The sequence below is a fragment of the Aminobacter sp. MDW-2 genome, assembly GCF_014250155.1.
In the GTDB taxonomy this organism is placed as follows: Bacteria; Pseudomonadota; Alphaproteobacteria; order Rhizobiales; family Rhizobiaceae; genus Aminobacter; species Aminobacter ciceronei.
The window spans coordinates 5,686,099-5,705,048 of record NZ_CP060197.1; the positions used below are offsets into that span (position 1 = coordinate 5,686,099).

General features: G+C 64.7%; 20 protein-coding genes. 9 read left to right on the forward strand and 11 right to left on the reverse strand.

Annotated elements, in window-relative coordinates:
- Window positions 1–79 precede the first annotated feature (79 nt).
- Window positions 80–817, reverse strand: a complete 738-nt coding sequence (locus tag H5P29_RS28005) for a trans-aconitate 2-methyltransferase (RefSeq protein WP_182575565.1) — start codon at window positions 815–817, stop codon at window positions 80–82.
- 253 nt (window positions 818–1,070) lie between these two features.
- Here H5P29_RS28005 and H5P29_RS28010 point away from each other — a divergent pair, with 253 nt between their 5' ends.
- Entirely contained in the window at window positions 1,071–2,873 is a 1,803-nt protein-coding gene (locus tag H5P29_RS28010) for an IlvD/Edd family dehydratase (RefSeq protein WP_154386901.1), read from the forward strand.
- Between the two features lie 63 nt (window positions 2,874–2,936).
- Here the strand turns inward: H5P29_RS28010 and H5P29_RS28015 are convergent, their stop codons facing one another.
- The 5 genes from H5P29_RS28015 to H5P29_RS28035 all read right to left on the reverse strand — a co-directional run bounded on the left by H5P29_RS28015 (window position 2,937) and on the right by H5P29_RS28035 (window position 5,446).
- The gene (locus H5P29_RS28015; protein WP_154386900.1) at window positions 2,937–3,134 is read right to left on the reverse strand and encodes a hypothetical protein; all 198 of its coding nucleotides are present in this window, start codon (window positions 3,132–3,134) and stop codon (window positions 2,937–2,939) included.
- A 94-nt stretch (window positions 3,135–3,228) separates the two neighbouring features.
- On the reverse strand, window positions 3,229–3,999 hold the full coding sequence (locus tag H5P29_RS28020; protein ID WP_246670884.1) for a thioredoxin family protein: 771 nt from the start codon (window positions 3,997–3,999) through the stop codon (window positions 3,229–3,231).
- Window positions 4,000–4,085: 86 nt separating this feature from the next.
- On the reverse strand, window positions 4,086–4,535 hold the full coding sequence (locus tag H5P29_RS28025; RefSeq protein ID WP_154386898.1) for a GFA family protein: 450 nt from the start codon (window positions 4,533–4,535) through the stop codon (window positions 4,086–4,088).
- A 112-nt stretch (window positions 4,536–4,647) separates the two neighbouring features.
- Complete coding sequence (locus H5P29_RS28030) at window positions 4,648–5,109, reverse strand: SRPBCC domain-containing protein (protein ID WP_154386897.1); 462 nt, start codon at window positions 5,107–5,109, stop codon at window positions 4,648–4,650.
- Window positions 5,093–5,446, reverse strand: a complete 354-nt coding sequence (locus H5P29_RS28035) for a helix-turn-helix transcriptional regulator (RefSeq protein WP_154386896.1) — start codon at window positions 5,444–5,446, stop codon at window positions 5,093–5,095. Before H5P29_RS28035 ends, H5P29_RS28030 begins: the two co-directional genes overlap by 17 nt.
- Before the next feature lie 161 nt (window positions 5,447–5,607).
- Between H5P29_RS28035 and H5P29_RS28040 the strand changes: the two genes are divergently transcribed.
- A complete protein-coding gene (locus tag H5P29_RS28040; RefSeq protein ID WP_154386895.1) occupies window positions 5,608–6,315 on the forward strand; it encodes a DUF6065 family protein in 708 nt (235 codons plus the stop codon).
- Between the two features lie 74 nt (window positions 6,316–6,389).
- Here the strand turns inward: H5P29_RS28040 and H5P29_RS28045 are convergent, their stop codons facing one another.
- The gene (locus tag H5P29_RS28045) at window positions 6,390–6,713 is read right to left on the reverse strand and encodes a hypothetical protein (RefSeq protein ID WP_154386894.1); all 324 of its coding nucleotides are present in this window, start codon (window positions 6,711–6,713) and stop codon (window positions 6,390–6,392) included.
- Window positions 6,714–6,875: 162 nt separating this feature from the next.
- Here H5P29_RS28045 and H5P29_RS28050 point away from each other — a divergent pair, with 162 nt between their 5' ends.
- A complete protein-coding gene (locus H5P29_RS28050) occupies window positions 6,876–7,274 on the forward strand; it encodes a hypothetical protein (RefSeq protein WP_154386893.1) in 399 nt (132 codons plus the stop codon).
- On the opposite strand, the gene H5P29_RS28055 is transcribed toward H5P29_RS28050, so the two are convergent.
- Window positions 7,271–8,422: an ROK family transcriptional regulator gene (locus H5P29_RS28055; protein ID WP_154386892.1), complete on the reverse strand. Its 1,152-nt coding sequence runs from the start codon at window positions 8,420–8,422 to the stop codon at window positions 7,271–7,273. The genes H5P29_RS28050 and H5P29_RS28055 overlap by 4 nt on opposite strands.
- Before the next feature lie 148 nt (window positions 8,423–8,570).
- Between H5P29_RS28055 and H5P29_RS28060 the strand changes: the two genes are divergently transcribed.
- Genes H5P29_RS28060 through H5P29_RS28070 form a run of 3 tightly spaced genes read left to right on the forward strand, consistent with a single transcriptional unit; the run spans window position 8,571 to window position 10,728 of the window.
- A complete protein-coding gene (locus tag H5P29_RS28060) occupies window positions 8,571–9,173 on the forward strand; it encodes an MSMEG_1061 family FMN-dependent PPOX-type flavoprotein (RefSeq protein ID WP_154386891.1) in 603 nt (200 codons plus the stop codon).
- An 8-nt stretch (window positions 9,174–9,181) separates the two neighbouring features.
- Window positions 9,182–9,499 carry a 2Fe-2S iron-sulfur cluster-binding protein gene (locus H5P29_RS28065; protein WP_154386890.1) on the forward strand — a complete coding sequence of 106 codons (318 nt, stop codon included), beginning with the start codon at window positions 9,182–9,184 and terminating at the stop codon, window positions 9,497–9,499.
- Entirely contained in the window at window positions 9,499–10,728 is a 1,230-nt protein-coding gene (locus H5P29_RS28070; RefSeq protein WP_154386889.1) for an NAD(P)/FAD-dependent oxidoreductase, read from the forward strand. The genes H5P29_RS28065 and H5P29_RS28070 overlap by 1 nt, the downstream gene beginning before the upstream one ends.
- Window positions 10,729–10,768: 40 nt before the next feature.
- Here H5P29_RS28070 and H5P29_RS28075 read toward each other — a convergent pair whose 3' ends face one another.
- Together H5P29_RS28075 and H5P29_RS28080 are read right to left on the reverse strand one after the other, a co-directional pair.
- Window positions 10,769–12,358 carry a trimethylamine methyltransferase family protein gene (locus H5P29_RS28075; RefSeq protein ID WP_154386888.1) on the reverse strand — a complete coding sequence of 530 codons (1,590 nt, stop codon included), beginning with the start codon at window positions 12,356–12,358 and terminating at the stop codon, window positions 10,769–10,771.
- 279 nt (window positions 12,359–12,637) lie between these two features.
- Window positions 12,638–14,131, reverse strand: coding sequence for a PLP-dependent aminotransferase family protein (locus H5P29_RS28080; protein WP_154386887.1), 1,494 nt, complete (start codon window positions 14,129–14,131; stop codon window positions 12,638–12,640).
- A gap of 273 nt (window positions 14,132–14,404) precedes the next feature.
- On the opposite strand from H5P29_RS28080, the gene pgi reads away from it, so the two are divergent.
- Genes pgi through H5P29_RS28095 form a run of 3 tightly spaced genes read left to right on the forward strand, consistent with a single transcriptional unit; the run spans window position 14,405 to window position 17,353 of the window.
- A complete protein-coding gene (gene pgi / locus H5P29_RS28085) occupies window positions 14,405–16,054 on the forward strand; it encodes a glucose-6-phosphate isomerase (RefSeq protein WP_371818596.1) in 1,650 nt (549 codons plus the stop codon).
- Window positions 16,055–16,109: 55 nt separating this feature from the next.
- Entirely contained in the window at window positions 16,110–16,838 is a 729-nt protein-coding gene (locus H5P29_RS28090) for an HAD family hydrolase (RefSeq protein ID WP_182575542.1), read from the forward strand.
- A gap of 53 nt (window positions 16,839–16,891) precedes the next feature.
- A complete protein-coding gene (locus tag H5P29_RS28095; RefSeq protein ID WP_067965537.1) occupies window positions 16,892–17,353 on the forward strand; it encodes a GNAT family N-acetyltransferase in 462 nt (153 codons plus the stop codon).
- 230 nt (window positions 17,354–17,583) lie between these two features.
- On the opposite strand, the gene H5P29_RS28100 is transcribed toward H5P29_RS28095, so the two are convergent.
- The gene (locus tag H5P29_RS28100) at window positions 17,584–18,750 is read right to left on the reverse strand and encodes an Mrp/NBP35 family ATP-binding protein (protein WP_067965538.1); all 1,167 of its coding nucleotides are present in this window, start codon (window positions 18,748–18,750) and stop codon (window positions 17,584–17,586) included.
- Between the last annotated feature and the right edge of the window lie 200 nt (window positions 18,751–18,950).

Sequence of the window (18,950 nt, forward strand, 5' to 3'; positions counted from 1 at the left end):
CGATCCGATCGAGGCGTAACGCAGCGCCCGGCGATTGTCCATCGCCGCAGTTTTTGTCAGACCCCGTGGCCGATCGGGATCAGGCCTTGCGGCCGATCGGGATGATCTCGCCCGTGTCGGGCGCGTAGGGCGCGCCCTGCCAGCTGCCGAGCCAGCGGTCGACGACAAGCCCTGCCGCGGCTATCATCTCGGCGAGCGCCTGCTGCGCCGGAAAGGCGATGCGCGACTGGGCATGGAACTGCCGCCCGCCGGCCGGCACGCGATAGAAGGTGTCGTAGGTGACAATGCCCGTTACCGCGTCCTGGACGGCGTCGTTCCAGGCCTCGACGGCGCCGAAAGTAGGATGCGCAACGGTGCGCCTCGAGTCGTCGGGTCCCCACTCCTGCCACTCCCGGGCCAGCGGATTGCGGCTGTCGAAGATGAAGCGGCCGTCTGATGCCAGGTGGGCAGCGATGGTGTCGAGCACGGCGCGCTGGTCATCGGCGGTCAGGAACACCTGGAAGGCGTGGCCGGTCAGGATAACCAAGTCGAAGCTTTTGCCGAGGCGCAGCGACCGGGCATCGCCCTCGACCCATTCGACGCGATCGCCGCCGCAGCGCTTGCGGGCGACATCCAGCATGGCCGGCGCCGGATCGGCACCGGTGACCGCCCTGCCGTCGGCCAGCATCGCCGTCAGCGCGCCGGTGCCGCAGCCGAGGTCGAGCACGCTCTTGGCGTCGCCGACGAAGCCCATGATGAAGTCGACATCGTCGCCGCCTTCGTTCTCGAGGTCGTAGAACTGGACAAGTTCGGGGTCGATGTAAAGACGGTCGTCGATCAAGGCATTGCTCGCTTTGCTTGTTGAAGTCGCGCATCTTTGCGAAGCCGGTTTCGGCTTTCCGACCGACGCGCCGGCGGCGCATTCTTATCATTGGAGCGTCACGAGAAAAGCCTCGCCGGCCGGATCAGAGGCCGGTGAAAGTTGCACCAGGGCATCGCCCAACGGCATCCCGCACGTTGCGCCCTTCGTCGCTCTTGCAGCGCTTTGGTCCTTGCCATAACGATGCAGGTCCGGAATTCGGGAGGATTTGATGGCCGGCACAAAGACGACGAAGAAGCTCCGTTCGCAGGAGTGGTTCGACAATCCCGACAATCCCGGCATGACCGCGCTCTATCTCGAGCGCTACCTGAATTTCGGCCTGACGCGCGAGGAGCTGCAGTCGGGCAAGCCGCTGATCGGCATCGCCCAGACCGGCTCTGACCTGTCGCCGTGCAACCGCCACCACATTGAGTTGGCCAAGCGCGTGCGCGACGGCATCGTTGCCGCCGGCGGCGTGCCGTTCGAGTTTCCCTGCCACCCGATCCAGGAAACCGGCAAGCGCCCAACCGCCTCGCTCGACCGCAACCTCGCCTATCTCAGCCTCGTCGAAGTGCTCTATGGCTATCCTCTCGACGGCGTGGTGTTGACCATCGGCTGCGACAAGACTGCCCCCGCGCTTTTGATGGCAGCGGCCACCGTCAACATCCCGGCGATCGCGTTGTCGGTCGGCCCCATGCTCAATGGCTGGCACAAGGGCGAACGCACCGGCTCGGGCACCATCGTGTGGAAGTCGCGCGAGCGCCTGTCGTCGGGCGAGATCGACTACAACCAGTTCATGGACATCGTCGCCTCGTCGGCGCCGTCGGTCGGCTATTGCAACACCATGGGCACGGCGACGACGATGAACAGCCTGGCCGAGGCGCTCGGCATGCAGTTGCCCGGAGCGGCTGCGATCCCCGCGCCCTATCGCGAGCGCGGCCAGATCTCCTACGAGACCGGCAAGCGCATCGTCGACATGGTACGCGAGGATCTGAAGCCGTCCGACATCATGACCCGCGAAGCCTTCGAAAACGCCATCGTCATCAATTCGGCGATCGGCGGCTCGACCAATGCGCCGATCCACCTCAATGCCATTGCCCGTCATCTCGACGTGCCGCTCGACAATGACGACTGGCAGAGGGTCGGCCACCATGTGCCGCTGCTGGTCAATTTGCAGCCGGCCGGCGAATATCTCGGCGAGGACTATCACCACGCCGGCGGCGTGCCGGCGGTCGTCGCCGAACTGATGAAGGCCGGCCTGCTGCCGCACCCCGACGCGATCACCGCCAACGGCAAGTCGATGGGCGAGAACTGCGGCGCCACCGAGAACATGGACCCCAAGGTCATCAGGTCGGTTGCCGACCCGTTGAAGAAGGACGCCGGCTTCATCAACCTCAGGGGCAATCTGTTCGACAGCGCGATCATGAAGACCAGCGTGATCTCGCCAGAGTTCCGTGACCGCTATCTGTCAAACCCCAAAGACCCGGAAGCCTTCGAAGGCACGGCAAAGGTGTTCGACGGACCGGAGGATTATCACGCCCGCATCGACGACCCCGCCGAGAACATCGACGAGCATACGGTGCTGTTCATGCGAGGTGCTGGGCCTGTCGGCTATCCCGGCGGTGCCGAGGTGGTGAACATGCAGCCGCCGGCCTATCTGCTCAAGCGCGGCATCCACTCGCTGCCCTGTATCGGCGACGGCCGCCAGTCGGGCACATCGGGTTCGCCGTCGATCCTCAACGCCTCGCCGGAAGCCGCCGTCGGCGGCGGACTGGCGCTGCTGAAATCGGGCGACCGGGTGCGCATCGACCTGAGGAAAGGCACCGCCGACATCCTGGTGAGCGACGACGAGATCGCCCGCCGCCGCGCCGAGCTGCAGAACGATGGCGGCTATCACTTCCCGGCGCACCAGACGCCGTGGCAGGAAATCCAGCGCGGCATGGTCGACCAGCTGGCGCAAGGCATGGTGCTGAAGCCGGCCGTCAAATACCAGCGTGTCGCCCAGACCAAAGGCCTGCCGCGCGACAATCACTAGGTACCCCCGGGACCAGACACCTAGGCACAATCACGCCTCGGGCACGGTCAGCCCGAGACGCAGTCAGTCGAGGCGGATCGCCGTTTGCTCGCCCGCCACATTTGCGGCTTCGCCGGAGCAGATCGGCTGCGCCAGCATCTCGGCAAAAATGCTGCGTTGGTTGATCTCGGCGCGCGCGACGTAATGACCGAGATGCTGCGCGGCGGCAGCTGTCCCGATACCTACGGCCAAGGCCGTGCCAACAACTGCACCCCAGCGCACGCCGTGATGCCAACCGGACGCCGCTCTCCACAAGCGGCGCCAGGCTGCCATCACGGCGAAGAGCAATGCTGTCAGGGCGCAGCACATCACCCGCTCAACCGTGCTTGCCGCAGCCGCAATCGGCCGGGTGGTAGCGGCCCGTCATCTCGACCATGCCGCCCTTGCCATACATGTCGTGCGGCCTGACCCAGTCGGCGAGCAGGTGGAACGGACCGTTCTCGGCACGGCCCTTGGGCATCACGTCGAGAAAACCATAGATGCCGAGAAACTGCTCCGCGCCGCGGCCGAAGGTCGAATAGGTCAGATAGATCTGGCCGTCGTCGTCCTTGTAGAAGACGCTGTCGCCGGAGAGATCCTCAATAGGGAAATCGAGTGGCGCGAAGTTGTAGACGGCCTGCTTCGCCGCCAATTGCTCGGGCGTGTAGGAGACGTTGAAGTCGTAGTTGAAGTCGCTGGGGAAGGACGAGACGAAGCGCGCCTTCCAGCCCATGCGCGCCTTCAGCGCCTCGGCTTCGGCCAGCGGCGCACGGGTGACCGCAACGTAGCTGACGTCGTGGTTTTCGAGGTGGACGAGCACGCTGTCGACATTGTCCATCTCGAACGAGCAGCCGACGCAATGGTGCTGCTGGCCCGGCGCCATCATGAAGTGCTTGATGAACAGCTGGCTGCGCCCGTCGAACAGGTCGGACAGCGACAGCTGTCCTCCGGGGCCGTCGAAATAATATTGCTTGTCGATCCTGACCCAAGGCAGTTCGCGCCGCTCGGCGCTCAGCGCGTCGCGCGCCCTGGTCATTGCCTTTTCCTTGGCAAGCAGCGTCCGGCGCGCCGCAACCCACTCGTCTCGTGATACGGTTTCATGCTGCATGTCACTCTCCATCTTTTGGACACAGGGTTCCAATCGGCCGCCCCGTGGCGGCCGTCATGCACGGCTCGAAGGTCCGATGCTCGCTGCTAGAGGTAGGCGGTCACCACAGGTGGCCGGTCCCAGGCGTCGTGCTTGCCGTCCTCATAGGTGATTGGCACGGCAGCCAGTTCGTCGGCCGAGATGTCGTCGAGACAGGCGATGTTCACGGCATAAAAGTCGCCGCCCATGATGTCGAAGCTGGCCGAGGCGAAAGGATGGACGCCGCAGCGGCTGCAGAAGGTGTGGCGGATGGCCGACGAGTTGAAGCGGTACTCGGTCAGCACGTCGGCGCCCGAGGTGACGCGGAAGCCGGCAGGCCGGGCAAAACTCTTCCAGAAGCGGGTCTTGGCGCACCAGGAGCAATTGCAACGGAAGCTCGACGTCCACCAGACGCCATCAAGCTCGGGCTTCGAGCGTTGGCCCTCCGGTGCGAGATCAAGCCGGCATTCGAAATGCACGGCCCCGCAATGGCAACTGCCGCGATAGGTTTTCAGCATCTTCGTTTCTCCTCGCATGGCTGCTCGTTCCGATGATCGACAACGATCATCGGTGACAGGGGTCTCAATCGGGCGGTCAGCGCGCCAGCAGCTTTAGCCGGCGCGCGAAGCTTCAGAGCACGGGTCGGCCGGCGAGTGCTGCGGCCAGGCGATCGAGGCATTCGCCCCAGCCACCCAGATGCGAGTCGCGGGTTTCGACGTCGAGGAACGGCTCCTGGCGGAAGGTCAGCCGTGTGCCATCGCCTTCGGGTTTCAGTGTCACCGTCACCAGCGTCTGCCAGTCGGGGTCGTGATCCCAGGCGAAGGTGAAGACGATCCTCTCATTCTCGACGATCTCGCGGAATGTGCCGGACATGCCGTTGTCGCTGTCGCCGTGAATGAGCAGGTGATAGTCGCCGCCTCTGCGGAATTCATGCTTTTCGCAGCTCGAGGTAAAACCCTTGGGGCCCCACCAGCGGCAGAGATGTTCGGGGCTCGACCACATGCGGAAGACGAGCGCCGGCGGCGCGTCGAACAGCCTGGAGAATTCGAGGACGAGCGACTGGGCGGCAACGGTGTCAGTTCTTGCGGTCATCCTGATCTCCCTTGGGCGTCTGCAGTTCCTTGAGATAGTCGGCCATGCGGTCGAAGCTCTGATCCCAGAACCGGCGGTAGCGCTCGACCCAGTTGGCGATGTCCTTGAGCGGCCCGGCCTCCAGCCGGCACGGACGCCACTGCGCCTCGCGGCCGCGGCTGATCAGACCGGCGCGCTCCAGCACTTTCAGGTGGCGCGAGATCGCCGGCAGGCTCATCTCGAACGGCTCGGCCAGTTCGTTGACGGTCGCCTCGCCCTGGGCGAGCCGGGCAAGGATGGCCCGCCTTGTGGGATCGGCGAGACTGGCGAATGTGGCGTCGAGGCGATCTTCGGTCATCTATTTATCAAACTTGTTAATTAACATATTCGTTAACTACAGCCGAAACTCGCCACTGTCAAGCGAGGCCGAAAATCGCGCTCGGCGCGGTTGCCCCGCCAACGCCATGGAATAGACGCGCCTTCCGCCCGTTCTCCCTGCCATCATCAAGGAGATACAGAATGTTCCCGACGCCCAAGCCGCGCTCGATACGCTTTCTCTGCCGCCCGGAAGACGACGGCGTGATCCCGCCCCCGGTGCCAGCCAAGACCTTCATGCCCGACTGGTTCCGCAAGCTGCCGGCCGTCGATCCCGAGAAGCTGTCGACCGGCGACAGCGGGCTGACGGTCAAACGCTGCATGCCGTTTCTCGACGCCATGACCGCGGGCTGGATCATCCGGCTGGCGGCGACCGTGCGCATGGAAATCTCGGATGGCGGCAAGAAGGTCGACACCGCCTGGGACTTCGACCGCACGCTGGTCAGCAACCACGGCGCCCACCAGGTATCAGGCAATCCGCGCGCGCCGCTGCCGCCATGCAAGTTCCACAATTACTGGAGCATCCGCACCCCGCCGGGCTGGAGCTGCCTGTTCGTGCAGCCGTTGAACCGCCCCAACGGCATCTTCGAGATCGTCTCGGGCGTCGTCGACACCGACAGCTACATGGCCGAGATCCATTTCCCGTTCTTCGCCACTGGCGCGGACGGACTGCATATCATCGAGAAGGGCGCGCCGATCGCGCAGGTCATCCCGTTCGAGCGCAAGGCGCTGGAGCTGTCGGCCGACATCCGCGCCGAGCGCGAAGACGAAAAGCAGGACCGCATCCGCGTCTTCCGCAACACAATTTCATCAGACGGCTGGTATCGCCGCTTCGCCCGCGCCCAGCGCTGAAGCGAGCCTTTTCAAAGCACAACAAAAAGGGCCGGTGGCAAACCACCGGCCCATTTTCTGCGTACCGACAGGGATCAATCGTCGTCGGACGACGAGTTCGACGAGCTGTTGGAGCTCGAATTGCTGGAGGAATTGGACGAGCTGTTGGAGCTCGAGTTGTTCGACGAGTTCGACGAGCGGTTGGAACTCGAATTGCTCGACGAGTTCGACGAGCGGTTGGAACTCGAATTGCTCGACGAGTTCGACGAGCTGTTCGACCAGCTCTTGCCGTCAGACTTCTTGCCGCCAGTAAGGACTGTCTTGAAGAAGCGGCTGATGTCGTCGTCGGCATGTGCAGGCGTCTGCGCCAGCGGGGCGGCGAAGATCAGAGCACCGAGAATGGCGAGGGTCTTTTTCATCTGTCATCTCCTGTTCGACAATCTTGCTGATTGCCGGGGAGGAACGGGAGAGATCGGCGGCTATTCCATCGCCGCCTGGAAATTCTGCCCCTGCGCGTCCGAGGATGTTTGAATTCACCCTTCGCCTCGCCTAACTGGAAACCGACGCAACGGACGCAAGCCATGGCCAGACGACGCTCATCCCTCGGTTTCCTCGGCCTGTTCGGCCGCTCCAGCGACCTGCGGGAACTGGACGGCGCGTTGCGCTCTGTCGACCTGCATCCGGCGCTGGTACCGGAAGGCCTCAAGCTGACCATCGTCAATTTGATGAAGGATCATTGGCCCGAAGAGCCGCCTTCTTCGGCCTATCCGCCCATCGCCCAGCTGTTCGGCTACTGCATTGCCGGCGCCGATGCCTTTGCCGGCGCCAATGGCGGCGACATGGCCGTGCGGGTGGAACAGCGCATCGAGGCAGCGCTTGATGCCGAGGACAGTTTCGACGCCCAGATCATCCTGCTGGCGCTGCATGCCAAGCTGATCAACCCCGACGTCGTCGAACGTTTCGGGTTGTCTGCCGACTAGTCAGCGGCCTGCTCGACCAAAGGCTCCTTCATCAAGGTCGCCGGGTCTGGGCTGGTCAATGCCAGTAACGGCAGGGCCGCGGCGCCGATCAGGGCGCAGCTCTGGCCGAGACCGCTGACCTCGACTCGTGCCTCTGCCATATCCGAACGGACCGACGGGCCCGGATCGCCCATTCTTTCCACCAGCCTGTGCAGCAGCCAGGCGGGTGCCGTTCCGCCGAGCACGATAGCCTGAGGATCGAAGATGTTTTCGAGGCTGACAAGCGCTCGCGACAGGGCGAAAGCCGCGCCGTCCAGCCAGGCTTGCGGCAGCGTTTCCGGCGCGAGTGTCGCGTCCGCCGGCAGCAGGCGCCTGAGGCCATCGAGCGCGAGATAGCCGTGCAGGCAACCGCGATTGCCGCAATGGCATGTCGGTCCTTTGGCGTCGATGAGGATGTGGCCGAACTCGCCGGCATTGCCGCGCCCGCCATGTACCGGCACGCCGCCCTGGACGATCGCGCCGCCCACGCCTTCGCCGAGGAACAGATAGAGGAAATCGCCGCGACCTTTGGCCTGGCCGTGGGTGTACTCGGCCATGGCGGCGGCATTGGCGTCGTTTTCGAACACCAGGGGGGCTGAGGCAAACAGCTCCTCGAAGGGTTTGGCAAAATCCGCCTGCGCGTCGGCGAGCCCGCCTGACGCCGACCAGCGGCTGGCGAGTGGACGCGAGACGACGACACCGGTGCCGAGCCGCGACAGTCCGCCGGCTGCGGCATCCACTTCGCGCGAAATAGCCTCGAGCACGACCAACCGCTGACCGTGGTCGCCGCCGAAGGCACGCGCCTCGGGCCGCGCCAGGACATTGCCGGCGAGATCGGTGGCGATGGCGTGGCAGAGGCCGGATGCGACGTGAAGGCCGAGGCAATAGCCGGCGCCTGGATTGATCTCGATGTCGATCTGCGGCTGTCCGCGCTGGCCGCGCCGGCGGCCGGTCTCGCGCACCAGCTCGGTGCCGATCAGATCCTCGATGATGTTGCGGATGCCTTGCGGCGTGAGGCCGGAGAGCCGCGCCAGCTCGATGCGCGACAGGCTGCCGTGGCGGCGCAGCGCGTCGAGCACGACGGTTCGGTTGTAGCGCCGGGTGAGCGTCGCCGAATTGCCGTTGGCCATGTTTCCTCCCTCGATTCCGGCCTCGCTACCATATAAAAGTAAAACAACGAAATTTCTTTATTGACTCCGAACCGACTTCCGCTAGCCTCGCGGCGGATCGAACAGGCCCGCCACAGCAGATGGGCCGCAAACCGAAGGAGATCAGTCGATGCAGCCGATCGACCGCGTGAAGCTGAGGGAGATGTTTCCGCCGCCCGGCGACCTGGTGGTGCAGAAGGTGCTCGATCGGCTCGACCAGCACTGCCTGCATTTCCTGTCGCTGTCGCCGTTTCTGCTGATCGCCACCCAAGGCCACAACGGCGCCGACGTGTCGCCGCGCGGCGACCCAGCAGGCTTCGTCAAGGCGATCGACAGGCAGACGATCCTGATCCCCGACCGGCCCGGCAACAACCGGCTCGACACGATGGAAAACATCCTCGACAACCCACGCGTCGGCTGCCTGTTCCTGGTGCCGGGGCTGGGCGAGATCCTGCGCATCAATGGGGAGGCCGACCTCATCGTCGGGCCGGAGCTGGAGCAGCTTGCTTTCCAGGGCAAGACGCCGCCGGTCGCCATCCGCATCCGGATCCGCGAGGCGCTGTTCCACTGCGCCAAGGCGGTCATCCGCGCCAAGGTCTGGAACCCGGCGACCTTTGCCAAGCGCGAGGATTTTCCGCCGCTGGGCGCCGTTCTGGCCGACCAGATCGCCGGGCTCGACAAGGACGAGATGATCGAATGGATCCGCGTGGGCGACCAGCGGACGCTCTACTGAGGTGTGACATGATCGAGATCAACTTCACCGAAGCCGATGGCAACACGCGCCTGCTGAGCGCCGAGGCCGGCGGCACGCTGCTCAACGCCATCCTTGGCGCCGGCATCAAGGGCATCGTCGCCGAATGCGGCGGCGGCTGCTCATGCGGCACCTGCCACGTCCATGTCGCACCTGATTGGACCGGCAGGCTGCCACCACCGGCCGACGACGAGACCGACATGCTGTCGCTGGCCGAGGACGTGACCGAACAAAGCCGCCTTGCCTGCCAGATCAGGCTCGCGCCCGAACTGAACGGCCTGAGCGTCGCGCTGCCTGGAGCCGGCTGATGGAGCGCGTCGCCATCGTTGGTGCCGGCCACGCCGGGGTGCAGGCGGCGGCCTCGCTGCGCGACGAGGGTTTCGGCGGCGACATCGAGCTGGTCAATGCAGAAAGCGCCCTGCCCTATCATCGACCGCCGCTGTCGAAGCGCTTTGCCGAGGGGCTGACCGACGAGGCGATCGCGCTCAGGCCGGCGGCGTTCTACGCGGCAGAGGACATCAGGCTGCGGCTCGGTACGGCGGTAGAAGAGATCGACGCCAGGAGGCAGCGTTTGACGCTGCGCACCGGCGAACAGCTCGCCTACGACCAGCTGATCCTCGCCACGGGCTCGCGCAACCGCCGGCTGGCGGTTCCGGGCGCGGAGCTGAACGGCATCGTCTCGATCCGCGATCTTGGCGACGCCTACCGGTTGGCCTCGTCAGTCGTCATCGGCACGAGGGCCTTCGTCGTCGGCGCGGGTTATCTCGGACTGGAAGTGGCGGCCGTGCTCGCCAGGCGTGGCGTGAAGGTCACCGTCGCCGCATCGCGTCCGCTGCCGCTGGGGCGCTCGGTGTCCCCGGAGACCGCCAAGGTGCTGGCGGCGGCGCTGAGCGATATGGGCATCGAGACCATCGTCGGCGCCAGCATCGCCGGCTTCGAAGGCGACACCTGCCTGTCTGGTGTCCGGCTGGGCGACGGCAGCCTGAGCGAGACGGAGCTTGTTGTCATCGGCATCGGGGCCGTGCCCAATGTCGAGCTCGCAGATCATGCCGGGCTCGCGGTCGACGACGGCATCCTGGTCAATGAGGCGCTGGCGACCTCGGCAGCCAATATCTCGGCCATCGGCGACTGCGCGCGGATTCGAGGCTGTTCCCGGCTGGAGAGCGTGGCCAACGCCACCTTCCAGGCGCGTCGCATCGCGGCCCGGCTCTGCGGCAAGCCCGACCTGACGCCGGAGACGCCTTGGTTCTGGAGCGATATCGGCGAGTTCAAGCTGAAGATGGTTGGAGTGAGGCAGCCTGACGACGTGGTGCAGACGTTGACCGTCGACGGCGGACATGTCGCGCTGTGCTTCCGCGACGGGCAGCTGGCTGCCGTCGAGACGATCAATGCCAACCGCGTCCATGTCGCCGCGCGGCGTATCCTCGACGCGGGTGTCCCGCTCGGAATGGATGTAGCCAACGCGCCCGGCTTCGACATTGTGGCTCATGCCAAGGCACTTGCCGCGCGAGCGGCCGAAGGTTTCCGCGCGGCCTAGCGTCTGAGCAAGGCCTGACGAAAGTTCGCCTTTTCGGCGTCTAGCCGCCCATGCCGGCACGCGGCAACTTGATCAGCTCGCCGAAATGGGCCCGCAGCCTGTCGTCGAGAGTGCGCGGGATGTGCCGCGGAAAACGCTCGGCCAGGATACGTCTCTTCTCCGCGATCGCCTTGCCGAGCAGATCGGGCTTGCCCTTTTCGTTCCATTCCTTGGGCGAGAAGCGGTCGGCCACGGCGGGATAGAAATATTCGGTCTGCATCAGCCGGAGCGTCTGCTCGTTGCCGAGATAATGGCCGGGGCCGTTGAGGCAGACTTCGGAGATGGTGGCGATGGACAGCGCCTCGTCGGAGACCTCGATGCCGCGCACGCAGCGCAGGCATTGGCCCAGCATGTCGTTATCTATGATCAGGCTTTCCAGGCAAAAGCCGAGCAGCGAGGCGTGCATGCCGGCGGACTCATAGACCAGATTGAGCCCGGACAGCCCGGCCATGACATTGGTGATGCCCTTTTCGTAACCCGACTGGATGTCGGGCAGCTTGGAGTCGGCCATGCCGGCGGCCGAGCCACCCGGCAGGTCGTAAAACTGGGCCATCTGGGCGCAGGCTGACGTCAGCAGCGCCTGCTCGGCCGAACCGCCTGACATCGCACCGGTGCGCAGGTCGGAGACGAAAGGCCAGGTGCCGAAGATGGCGGGGTGGCCGGGTTTCAGCGCATTGACATAGACGAGGCCAGCGAGCACCTCGGCGACGGCCTGGACGACAGCGCCGGCAATCGCTGCCGGTGCGGTGGCACCGGCCTGGCCGGCGGAGAGCAAAAGTATCGGGATGCCGCCCTCGACGCAGGCTTCGAGCACGCCGCAGGCATCCTCGGCAAACTTCATCGGCGGCACGACGAAGCAGTTGGAATTGGAGACGAAGGGGCGGGCGCGGAAATTTTCCTCGCCCCCTGCTATCTCGTAGAGCATCTGCAAGGCCGGCGCGACGTTCTCGCGCACGGTGAAGCTGGTGCCGACATGTTTGGAGGTGCCGGAGACGCAGGCATAAAGCGTGTTGAAGTCCATCTCCAACGGGTCGGGGATGTCACGCGGCACCATCGGGCGCTGGAAGAAGTGGATGTTGTCGAGCCCGTCGACGATGCGGGCGGCGTCGTAGATGTCCTGCAGCAGGCTTTCGCGATATTCGCGTTTCTCGACGTCGACCAGATGTACGGCGGCACCTGCGGTGCCGTAGTGGACCCGCCTGCCCTGGATCACCATGTCATGTTTGGGATCCTGGCCGCAGAGCGTGAAGTTGCGGGCGGCTTTTTTGATGGTCGACAGCACCAATTCCCTGGGGAAGCGGATGCGGCCGTCGTCGCCATAGCTGGCGCCGACCCTTTTCAGCGACTCGATGCAGCTCGGAATGGCATTGGCGAAGCCGACGGTTTCGAGCAGCGTCAGCACCGCCTCGTGAATGCGTTCGAGATCGTTCTGGCCCAATGCCTTGAAGGTGCCGCCCTCCAACCCGGCCCGCACCGGGCGGATGTCGTCGGCGAGTGGTGCGGCGCGCATCGCCCGTCGCGCCTCCCTGCCGCCGGACCTTCGCGAGCGTTGCTCCGCAGACAGATCATGGCTTTCGATGGCAACTGACATGCAGGTCCTCCGAATTCGTGTGAGGCTGGCCCGCAGTGATTATGCCACCGTCGTGTCGCCTCGTTCCCTTTGCGCGACTATGCAACGTCCATTGGCCCAGACTATGGGCCAGCAGATTCCGCCGGATATGCCAGAACGCTCATATATGCGCGGCGGCACGAAACAGCGGCCGGCATGGAGAATAGACCTGAAATCGGAGCTGAAATCAGGCGGGGATCAGACGCTGGATGAAGGTGCTGCAACGCCGCGCGCCAGGAGGCGGGCAGCGTTGCAAAGGGATCAGGCAGCGGCCGGCCGGCGGCCGGCGGCAGTGGCCAATTCGCGGATTCCGGGCTCGATGTGCTGCAAGGCGATCGAGGAAATACCCAGCCGCATGAAGCGCGTCGGCTTGTCGGAATGCTCGAAGAAACGCTCGCCCGGCTCGATGATGACCGAGCGCGCAGCTGCCGCTGCCGCAAGCCCGCGCGAGTCGGTGCCGCGCGGTCCTTCCAGCCACAGCGACGTGCCGCCGGCCGAGTCGGTCGACTGCCATTCTGGCAGAAAAGCCGAGATCGCCTGGACCAATCGCTTGCGCCTCTCACCGAAGGCTGTGGAGAGGCGACGCACCAGTGCCTCGTGGTGGCCGAGCGACAGGAACAGCGCAACAGCGCGCTGGTTGTTGGCCGGCGGGTGGCGCAGCATGAAGCGGCGCAGCGCGCGCAGCTCGGCGATGAGATCGGCCGAGGCGACGATGTAGCCAAGGCGCAGGCCGGGCGCGAGCGTCTTCGACATCGAGCCGACATAGACGACGCGGCCCGAGCGATCGAGGCTCTTCAGGGCCTGCTGCGGCGCTTCATCGAGCAACTGGCTGTCATAGCCGTCCTCGATGATGATCTGGTTGTTGCGCGCCGCACGCGCCAGCAGGTCCTGCCGGCGCTCGGCGCTCAGCGGCACCATGGTCGGGCACTGATGGCTCGGCGTGACGAAGACGAAGCCGGCATCCGACGGGATCGCCGAGGTGACGATGCCCGAATGGTCGACGGGCACGGGCTCGATGTCGGCGCCGGCGAGGCGGAAGATCGAGCGCGCGTCGGGGTAACCCGGATCTTCCATCGCCACCTTGGAGCCCTTGCTCATCAAGAGCGTGGCCAGCATGTAGAGCGCGTTCTGGGCACCCAGCGTGACGATGATCTCGTCCGGATTGGCGAAAATGCCGCGACGCGGCAGCAAACGCGCCTGGATCTGCTCGATCAGCAGCGGATCGTCGCGGTCGACCATGTCGGCCGCCCAGTTGCGGATCTCGAGCACGGCCAGCGCCATGCGGTTGCACTCGCGCCATTCGGCGGTCGGAAACAAAGTCGGGTCGAACTGGCCGTAGACGAAGGGATAGGACGACTTGATCCAGTTATCGAGCTTGGCCGGCGGCTGCATATCGGAGGCAGCGATCTGGCGGCGCGCCTTCCAATCGATTTCATTGGCCTGATCGGGGCTCTTCTGCTGCGGCTTGGCCGGCGTCGCCAGCACTTCGGGATTGACGAAGTGGCCACGGCGCTCACGCGCTACGAGAAACCCCTGGTCGACGAGTTGCTGGAACGCCAGCACCACGGTGCCACGCGCCACGCCCAGTTTTTCGGCGAGGATTCGGCACGACGGCAAAGGCATCGACGCCGCGATCTGGCGGTCGAGAATGGCGGCGACGATCGCCTGTCGGATCTGGGCCTGGAGCGTCTGACCTGATTCCGCCGAAATTCTGAACAAGCCTGACCAGATAGCCGTATCGTTTCGCTGTGGCATGGGGACGTTTCCTGCATGTCCAGTCTTTTGACTTCGCTGGACCATAGAAAGCTATCCTTGGCACAAGCAGTTGCACCAATCAATTTTTCTAATCTTATAGATTTATGCCAGTGAACCTTTCCAGCGGCGGTTGCAAATGACACCGATTAAATCGATTGAAAGACATCTATTGAATCGATTGAAATTTGCGGCGATAGTCCGCCGCGACGCCTCTCAATCAGCCCCAAGGTCTGCTAGGATGAGGCCAGCAGCTGACATTTCCGGAGTTCCCAGGTGATCGACCAACCTTTCAAGGCGGCACTGGCCGCGCTTCGCAGCCACCATCAGGACGCACCCAGAAATCTCCGGGCGGCATTCGCTTCCGACCCGAAGCGGTTCCAGCATTTTTCCGCCTCCGACGACGACCTTTTGCTCGACTGGTCGAAATGTGCTGTCGACGCCGAGACCATGACGCTGCTGGAAAAGCTGGCACACTCGGTCGATCTCGAAGGCCGGCGCGCCGCGATGTTCGCCGGCGAGCGCATCAACGTCACCGAAGACCGCGCCGTGCTGCACACGGCTCTGCGCAATCCACGCGGCGAGCCGGTCATGCTCGACGGCCACGATGTGACGGCTGACGTGCACGCCGTGCTCGATGCCATGGCGGCCTTCGCCGACGACGTCCGCTCGGGCAAGGCGTCAGGTGCCACCGGCAAGAAGATCACCGACATCGTCAATATCGGCATCGGCGGTTCCGACCTTGGTCCGGCCATGGCGACGCTGGCGCTGGCGCCCTATCATGACGGGCCGCGCGTGCATTTCGTCTCCAACATCGACGGCGCCCATATCCACGACACGCTGAAGGGGCTCGACGCCGGCACGACGCTGTTCATCATCGCGTCGAAGACCTTCACCACGGTCGAGACCATGACCAATGCCGCCACTGCGCGGCGCTGGGTGGAGGAGAAGCTGGGGGCCAAGGCGGTGGGCCACCATTTCGCCGCCGTATCGACGGCTCTCGACAAGGTTGCCGCCTTCGGCATCGAGCCGTCACGCGTGTTCGGCTTCTGGGACTGGGTCGGCGGGCGTTATTCGCTATGGTCGGCGATCGGCCTGCCGATCATGATCGCCATCGGACCGAAGAACTTCCGCGAATTCCTTGCCGGCGCGCATGCCATGGACAAGCATTTCGCCACGGCGCCGCTGCTCAAGAACATTCCGGTGCTGATGGGGCTGATCGGCTTCTGGCACCGGGTGGTGTGCAGCTATCCGGCCCGCGCCGTCATCCCCTACGACCAGCGCCTGTCGCGCCTGCCAGCCTATCTGCAGCAGCTCGACATGGAATCGAACGGCAAGAGCGTGACGATATCGGGCGGCGGCGTGGTGACGCCGACGGGTCCGCTGGTGTGGGGCGAGCCGGGCACCAACGGCCAGCACGCCTTCTTCCAGTTGCTGCACCAGGGCACCGACTTCATCCCCGTCGAGTTTCTCGCGGCGGCGGAAGGCCATGAACCTGAGTTGCAGGAACACCATGACCTGCTGCTCGCCAACTGCCTGGCGCAGTCGGAAGCGCTGATGAAGGGCCGTACGCTCGAGGAAGCACGGCGGCAGATGCTGACCAAGGGCATCAAGCCGGAGGAGGTCGACAAGATCGCGCCGCACCGCGTTTTCTCGGGCAATCGCCCGTCGGTGACGATCCTCTACCGTAAGCTCGACCCCTACATGCTCGGCCGGCTGATCGCGCTATATGAGCACCGCGTCTTCGTCGAGGCGCAGCTGTTCGGCATCAATGCCTTCGACCAATGGGGCGTCGAACTCGGCAAGGAACTGGCCACCGGCTTGTTGCCTGTCGTGGATGGGCGAGAAAATGCCGCGCGTCATGACTCCTCGACAGCCGGCCTCGTGGAGCATATCCACCGCCTCAGAGCGCCGCGCGGGCAATAGAAGCGGACGGCGCCCCTGGCATTGCACCTGCGCATTCGGCCTTCCGCCGGGGCGCATGGTCGGAGGAGTGAGTGATTTGAGGGGCATCAAGGGCATACTTTTCGACAAGGACGGGACCCTTGTCGATTTCCAGGCGACGTGGTTCGCCATCGGCGAAATGATGGCGCTGAAGGCGGCGGATGGCGACCAGGCGCAGGCAACCGCGCTGATGGAAGCAGCCGGCTACGATTTCAGCGCCCATTGCTTCAAGGCCGATTCGGTTTTTGCCGCCGGCACCAACGCCGATATCGTCGCGCTCTGGTATCCCGGCGCGACCGACAGCGAGCGCTCTGACCTGATCAGGATGTTCGACCAGGTATCGGCCGAGCAGGGCTCGGCCAAGGCCGTGCCGCTGCCGGGCAGCAAGGATGCGCTGGCGAGCCTGCACAGCGCCGGCTTCCGCCTCGGCGTCGCCACCAACGATTCGACCGGCGGCGCGGAGAAGACGCTGCTGTCGCTCGGCATCGCCCAGCTGTTCGACGCGGCCTATGGCTACGACGCCGTCGCCAACCCCAAGCCGGCGCCCGATGCGATCCATGCCTTTTCCGACCTCACCGGCCTCAAGCCGAAGGAGATCGCCATGGTCGGCGACAATCGTCACGACCTCGAGATGGCCAAGGCTGGCGGCGCCCTGGCCATCGCCGTGCTGTCGGGCACCGGCACGCGGGAATCGCTGACGCCGATGGCCGACGTGGTGCTCGATTCGATCGCCGACCTGCCCGCCTATCTGGCACGCGAAGCCTGAGCGGGGCCCATCGGCAACACCCGCAGGCATCCAGCCACTCCGAAGGAAAACCCATGGCCGACGAGCTGACCATCCGCCGGGCGACCCGCGAGGATCTGCCCGAACTGGTGCAGCTCTATCGTCATCTCGTGCCTGACGAGCCAGTCAGCACCGGACATGCGGAAGAGATCTGGGAGCGGTTCTCGCATTACGGGCCGAGCGGCATCTTGCTCGGCCTGATCGACGGAAGGCAGGTGGCGACCTGCACGCTTGTGGTGGTGCCCAACTTCGTCCGCGGCGGCGCCAACTATGCGCTGATCGAGAATGTGGTGACCCATGCCGACTTCCGCGGCCGGGGCCATGGCAAGGCAGTGCTGCTCACGGCCGTCGAGGAGGCGTGGTCGCTCGGCTGCTACAAGGTGATGTTACTGACCAGCTCGAAGGAGCCGGCGACGCTGGGTTTTTACCGCAACGCCGGGTTCCAGACGACCAAGACGGGGTTTGAGATGAGGCGTATACCGTCGCGGGTGGGGTGAGGCGGAACTCAGTCGGGTAGCGATCTTTCGCACCCCTCGCTGTCCTGCCGGACATCTCCCCCGCAAGGGGGAAGATCAGCCGTCAAATCGACTTTCGCCAATCACCAGCGTTGCAGGATGTGCTGCGGCGTCCGAGCTGCCAATCTCCCCCCTTGCGGGGGAGATGTCCGGCAGGACAGAGAGGGGTGCGAAGGATGAGGCAGTAGTCTCACGAGCCTCCTAACCCTCGCCTATTCGAACACGATCGTCGGCGTCGCCGCTTCGGCGGCACCCTTTTCCTCCCGCAGACGCTCCCAGACCTTGGCGGCGATGTCGCGGTAGGTCTGCGCCTGAGCGCTGTCGGGTTTGGCGACGGTGACCGGCGTGCCGGCGTCGGAGCTCTCGCGGATGCCCATTTCCAGCGGCACTTCGCCGAGGAAAGTGACGCCGAGGCGCTCGGCCTCACGCTTGGCTCCGCCATGGCCGAAGATGTCGTAGCGCTTGCCGGTGTCGGGAGCGATGAAATAGCTCATGTTCTCGACGATGCCGAGCAGCGGCACGTCGACCTTCTTGAACATGTTCAGACCCTTGCGCGCGTCGATCAGTGCCAGATCCTGCGGCGTCGAGACGATGACGGCACCCGCCAGCGGCACCTGCTGGGCCATGGTCAGCTGGGCATCGCCGGTGCCGGGCGGCATGTCGACGACGAGCACGTCAAGTGGACCCCATTCGACCTCGCGCAGCATCTGGGTCAGCGCCGACATGACCATCGGGCCGCGCCAGATCATCGGCGTTTCCTCGTCGACGAGGAAGCCCATCGACATGACCTTGAGGCCATAATTTTGCATCGGCTTGAGGATCTTGCCGTCGACAGTTTCCGGGCGGCCATGGATGCCAAGCAGCTTGGGCATTGACGGGCCGTAGATGTCGGCATCAAGTACGCCGACCTTGAGGCCGTTGGCAGCGAGGCCAAGCGCAATGTTGACGGCAGTCGTCGACTTGCCGACGCCGCCCTTGCCGGAAGCAACGGCGATGATCGAGGCGATGCCAGGAACTCCGCGCTTGCCCTGCGTCTGCGAAGCCGGTGCGTGCGGAGCAGGCCGTGCCGCCGGTGCGGGCGTCGGACGAGGTGCTGGCTTCTGCGGCACCGGCGCTTCCATGCCGCCGCCCTTTTTCTCTGCGGTCAGGGCGACGACGGCGCCGTTGACGCCCGGGATCGCCTTGACGACGCGTTCGGCCGCGGCACGCAGCGGCTCCATCTCCTGGGCGCGGGCGGCCGGCACGGTGATCGAGAAGAACACCTTGCCGTCGGCGATGAAGATGTCGGAAACCAATCCGAGATCGACGATGTTGCCTGAGAAATCCGGGCCATTGACCGTCTTGAGACGCTCGACAACGATTTCCTTGGTGACTGTCATGTGACGAACCTGCTGCTCTGTGTCGAGCCTGAGATAATGCAGTTTGGCGGAAGAACCAAGCTACCCGAAATGGCAGCCGGATGCTGACCGCTGGCAAGTGCCTGATCCGGCGCCGTGTTACACCGGCAAAGAAACTTCAGCAGGGATGTAGGATCAGCGCTGCCTGCTGCGTCCTTGGGGCATACGGAGAGCAATCACCC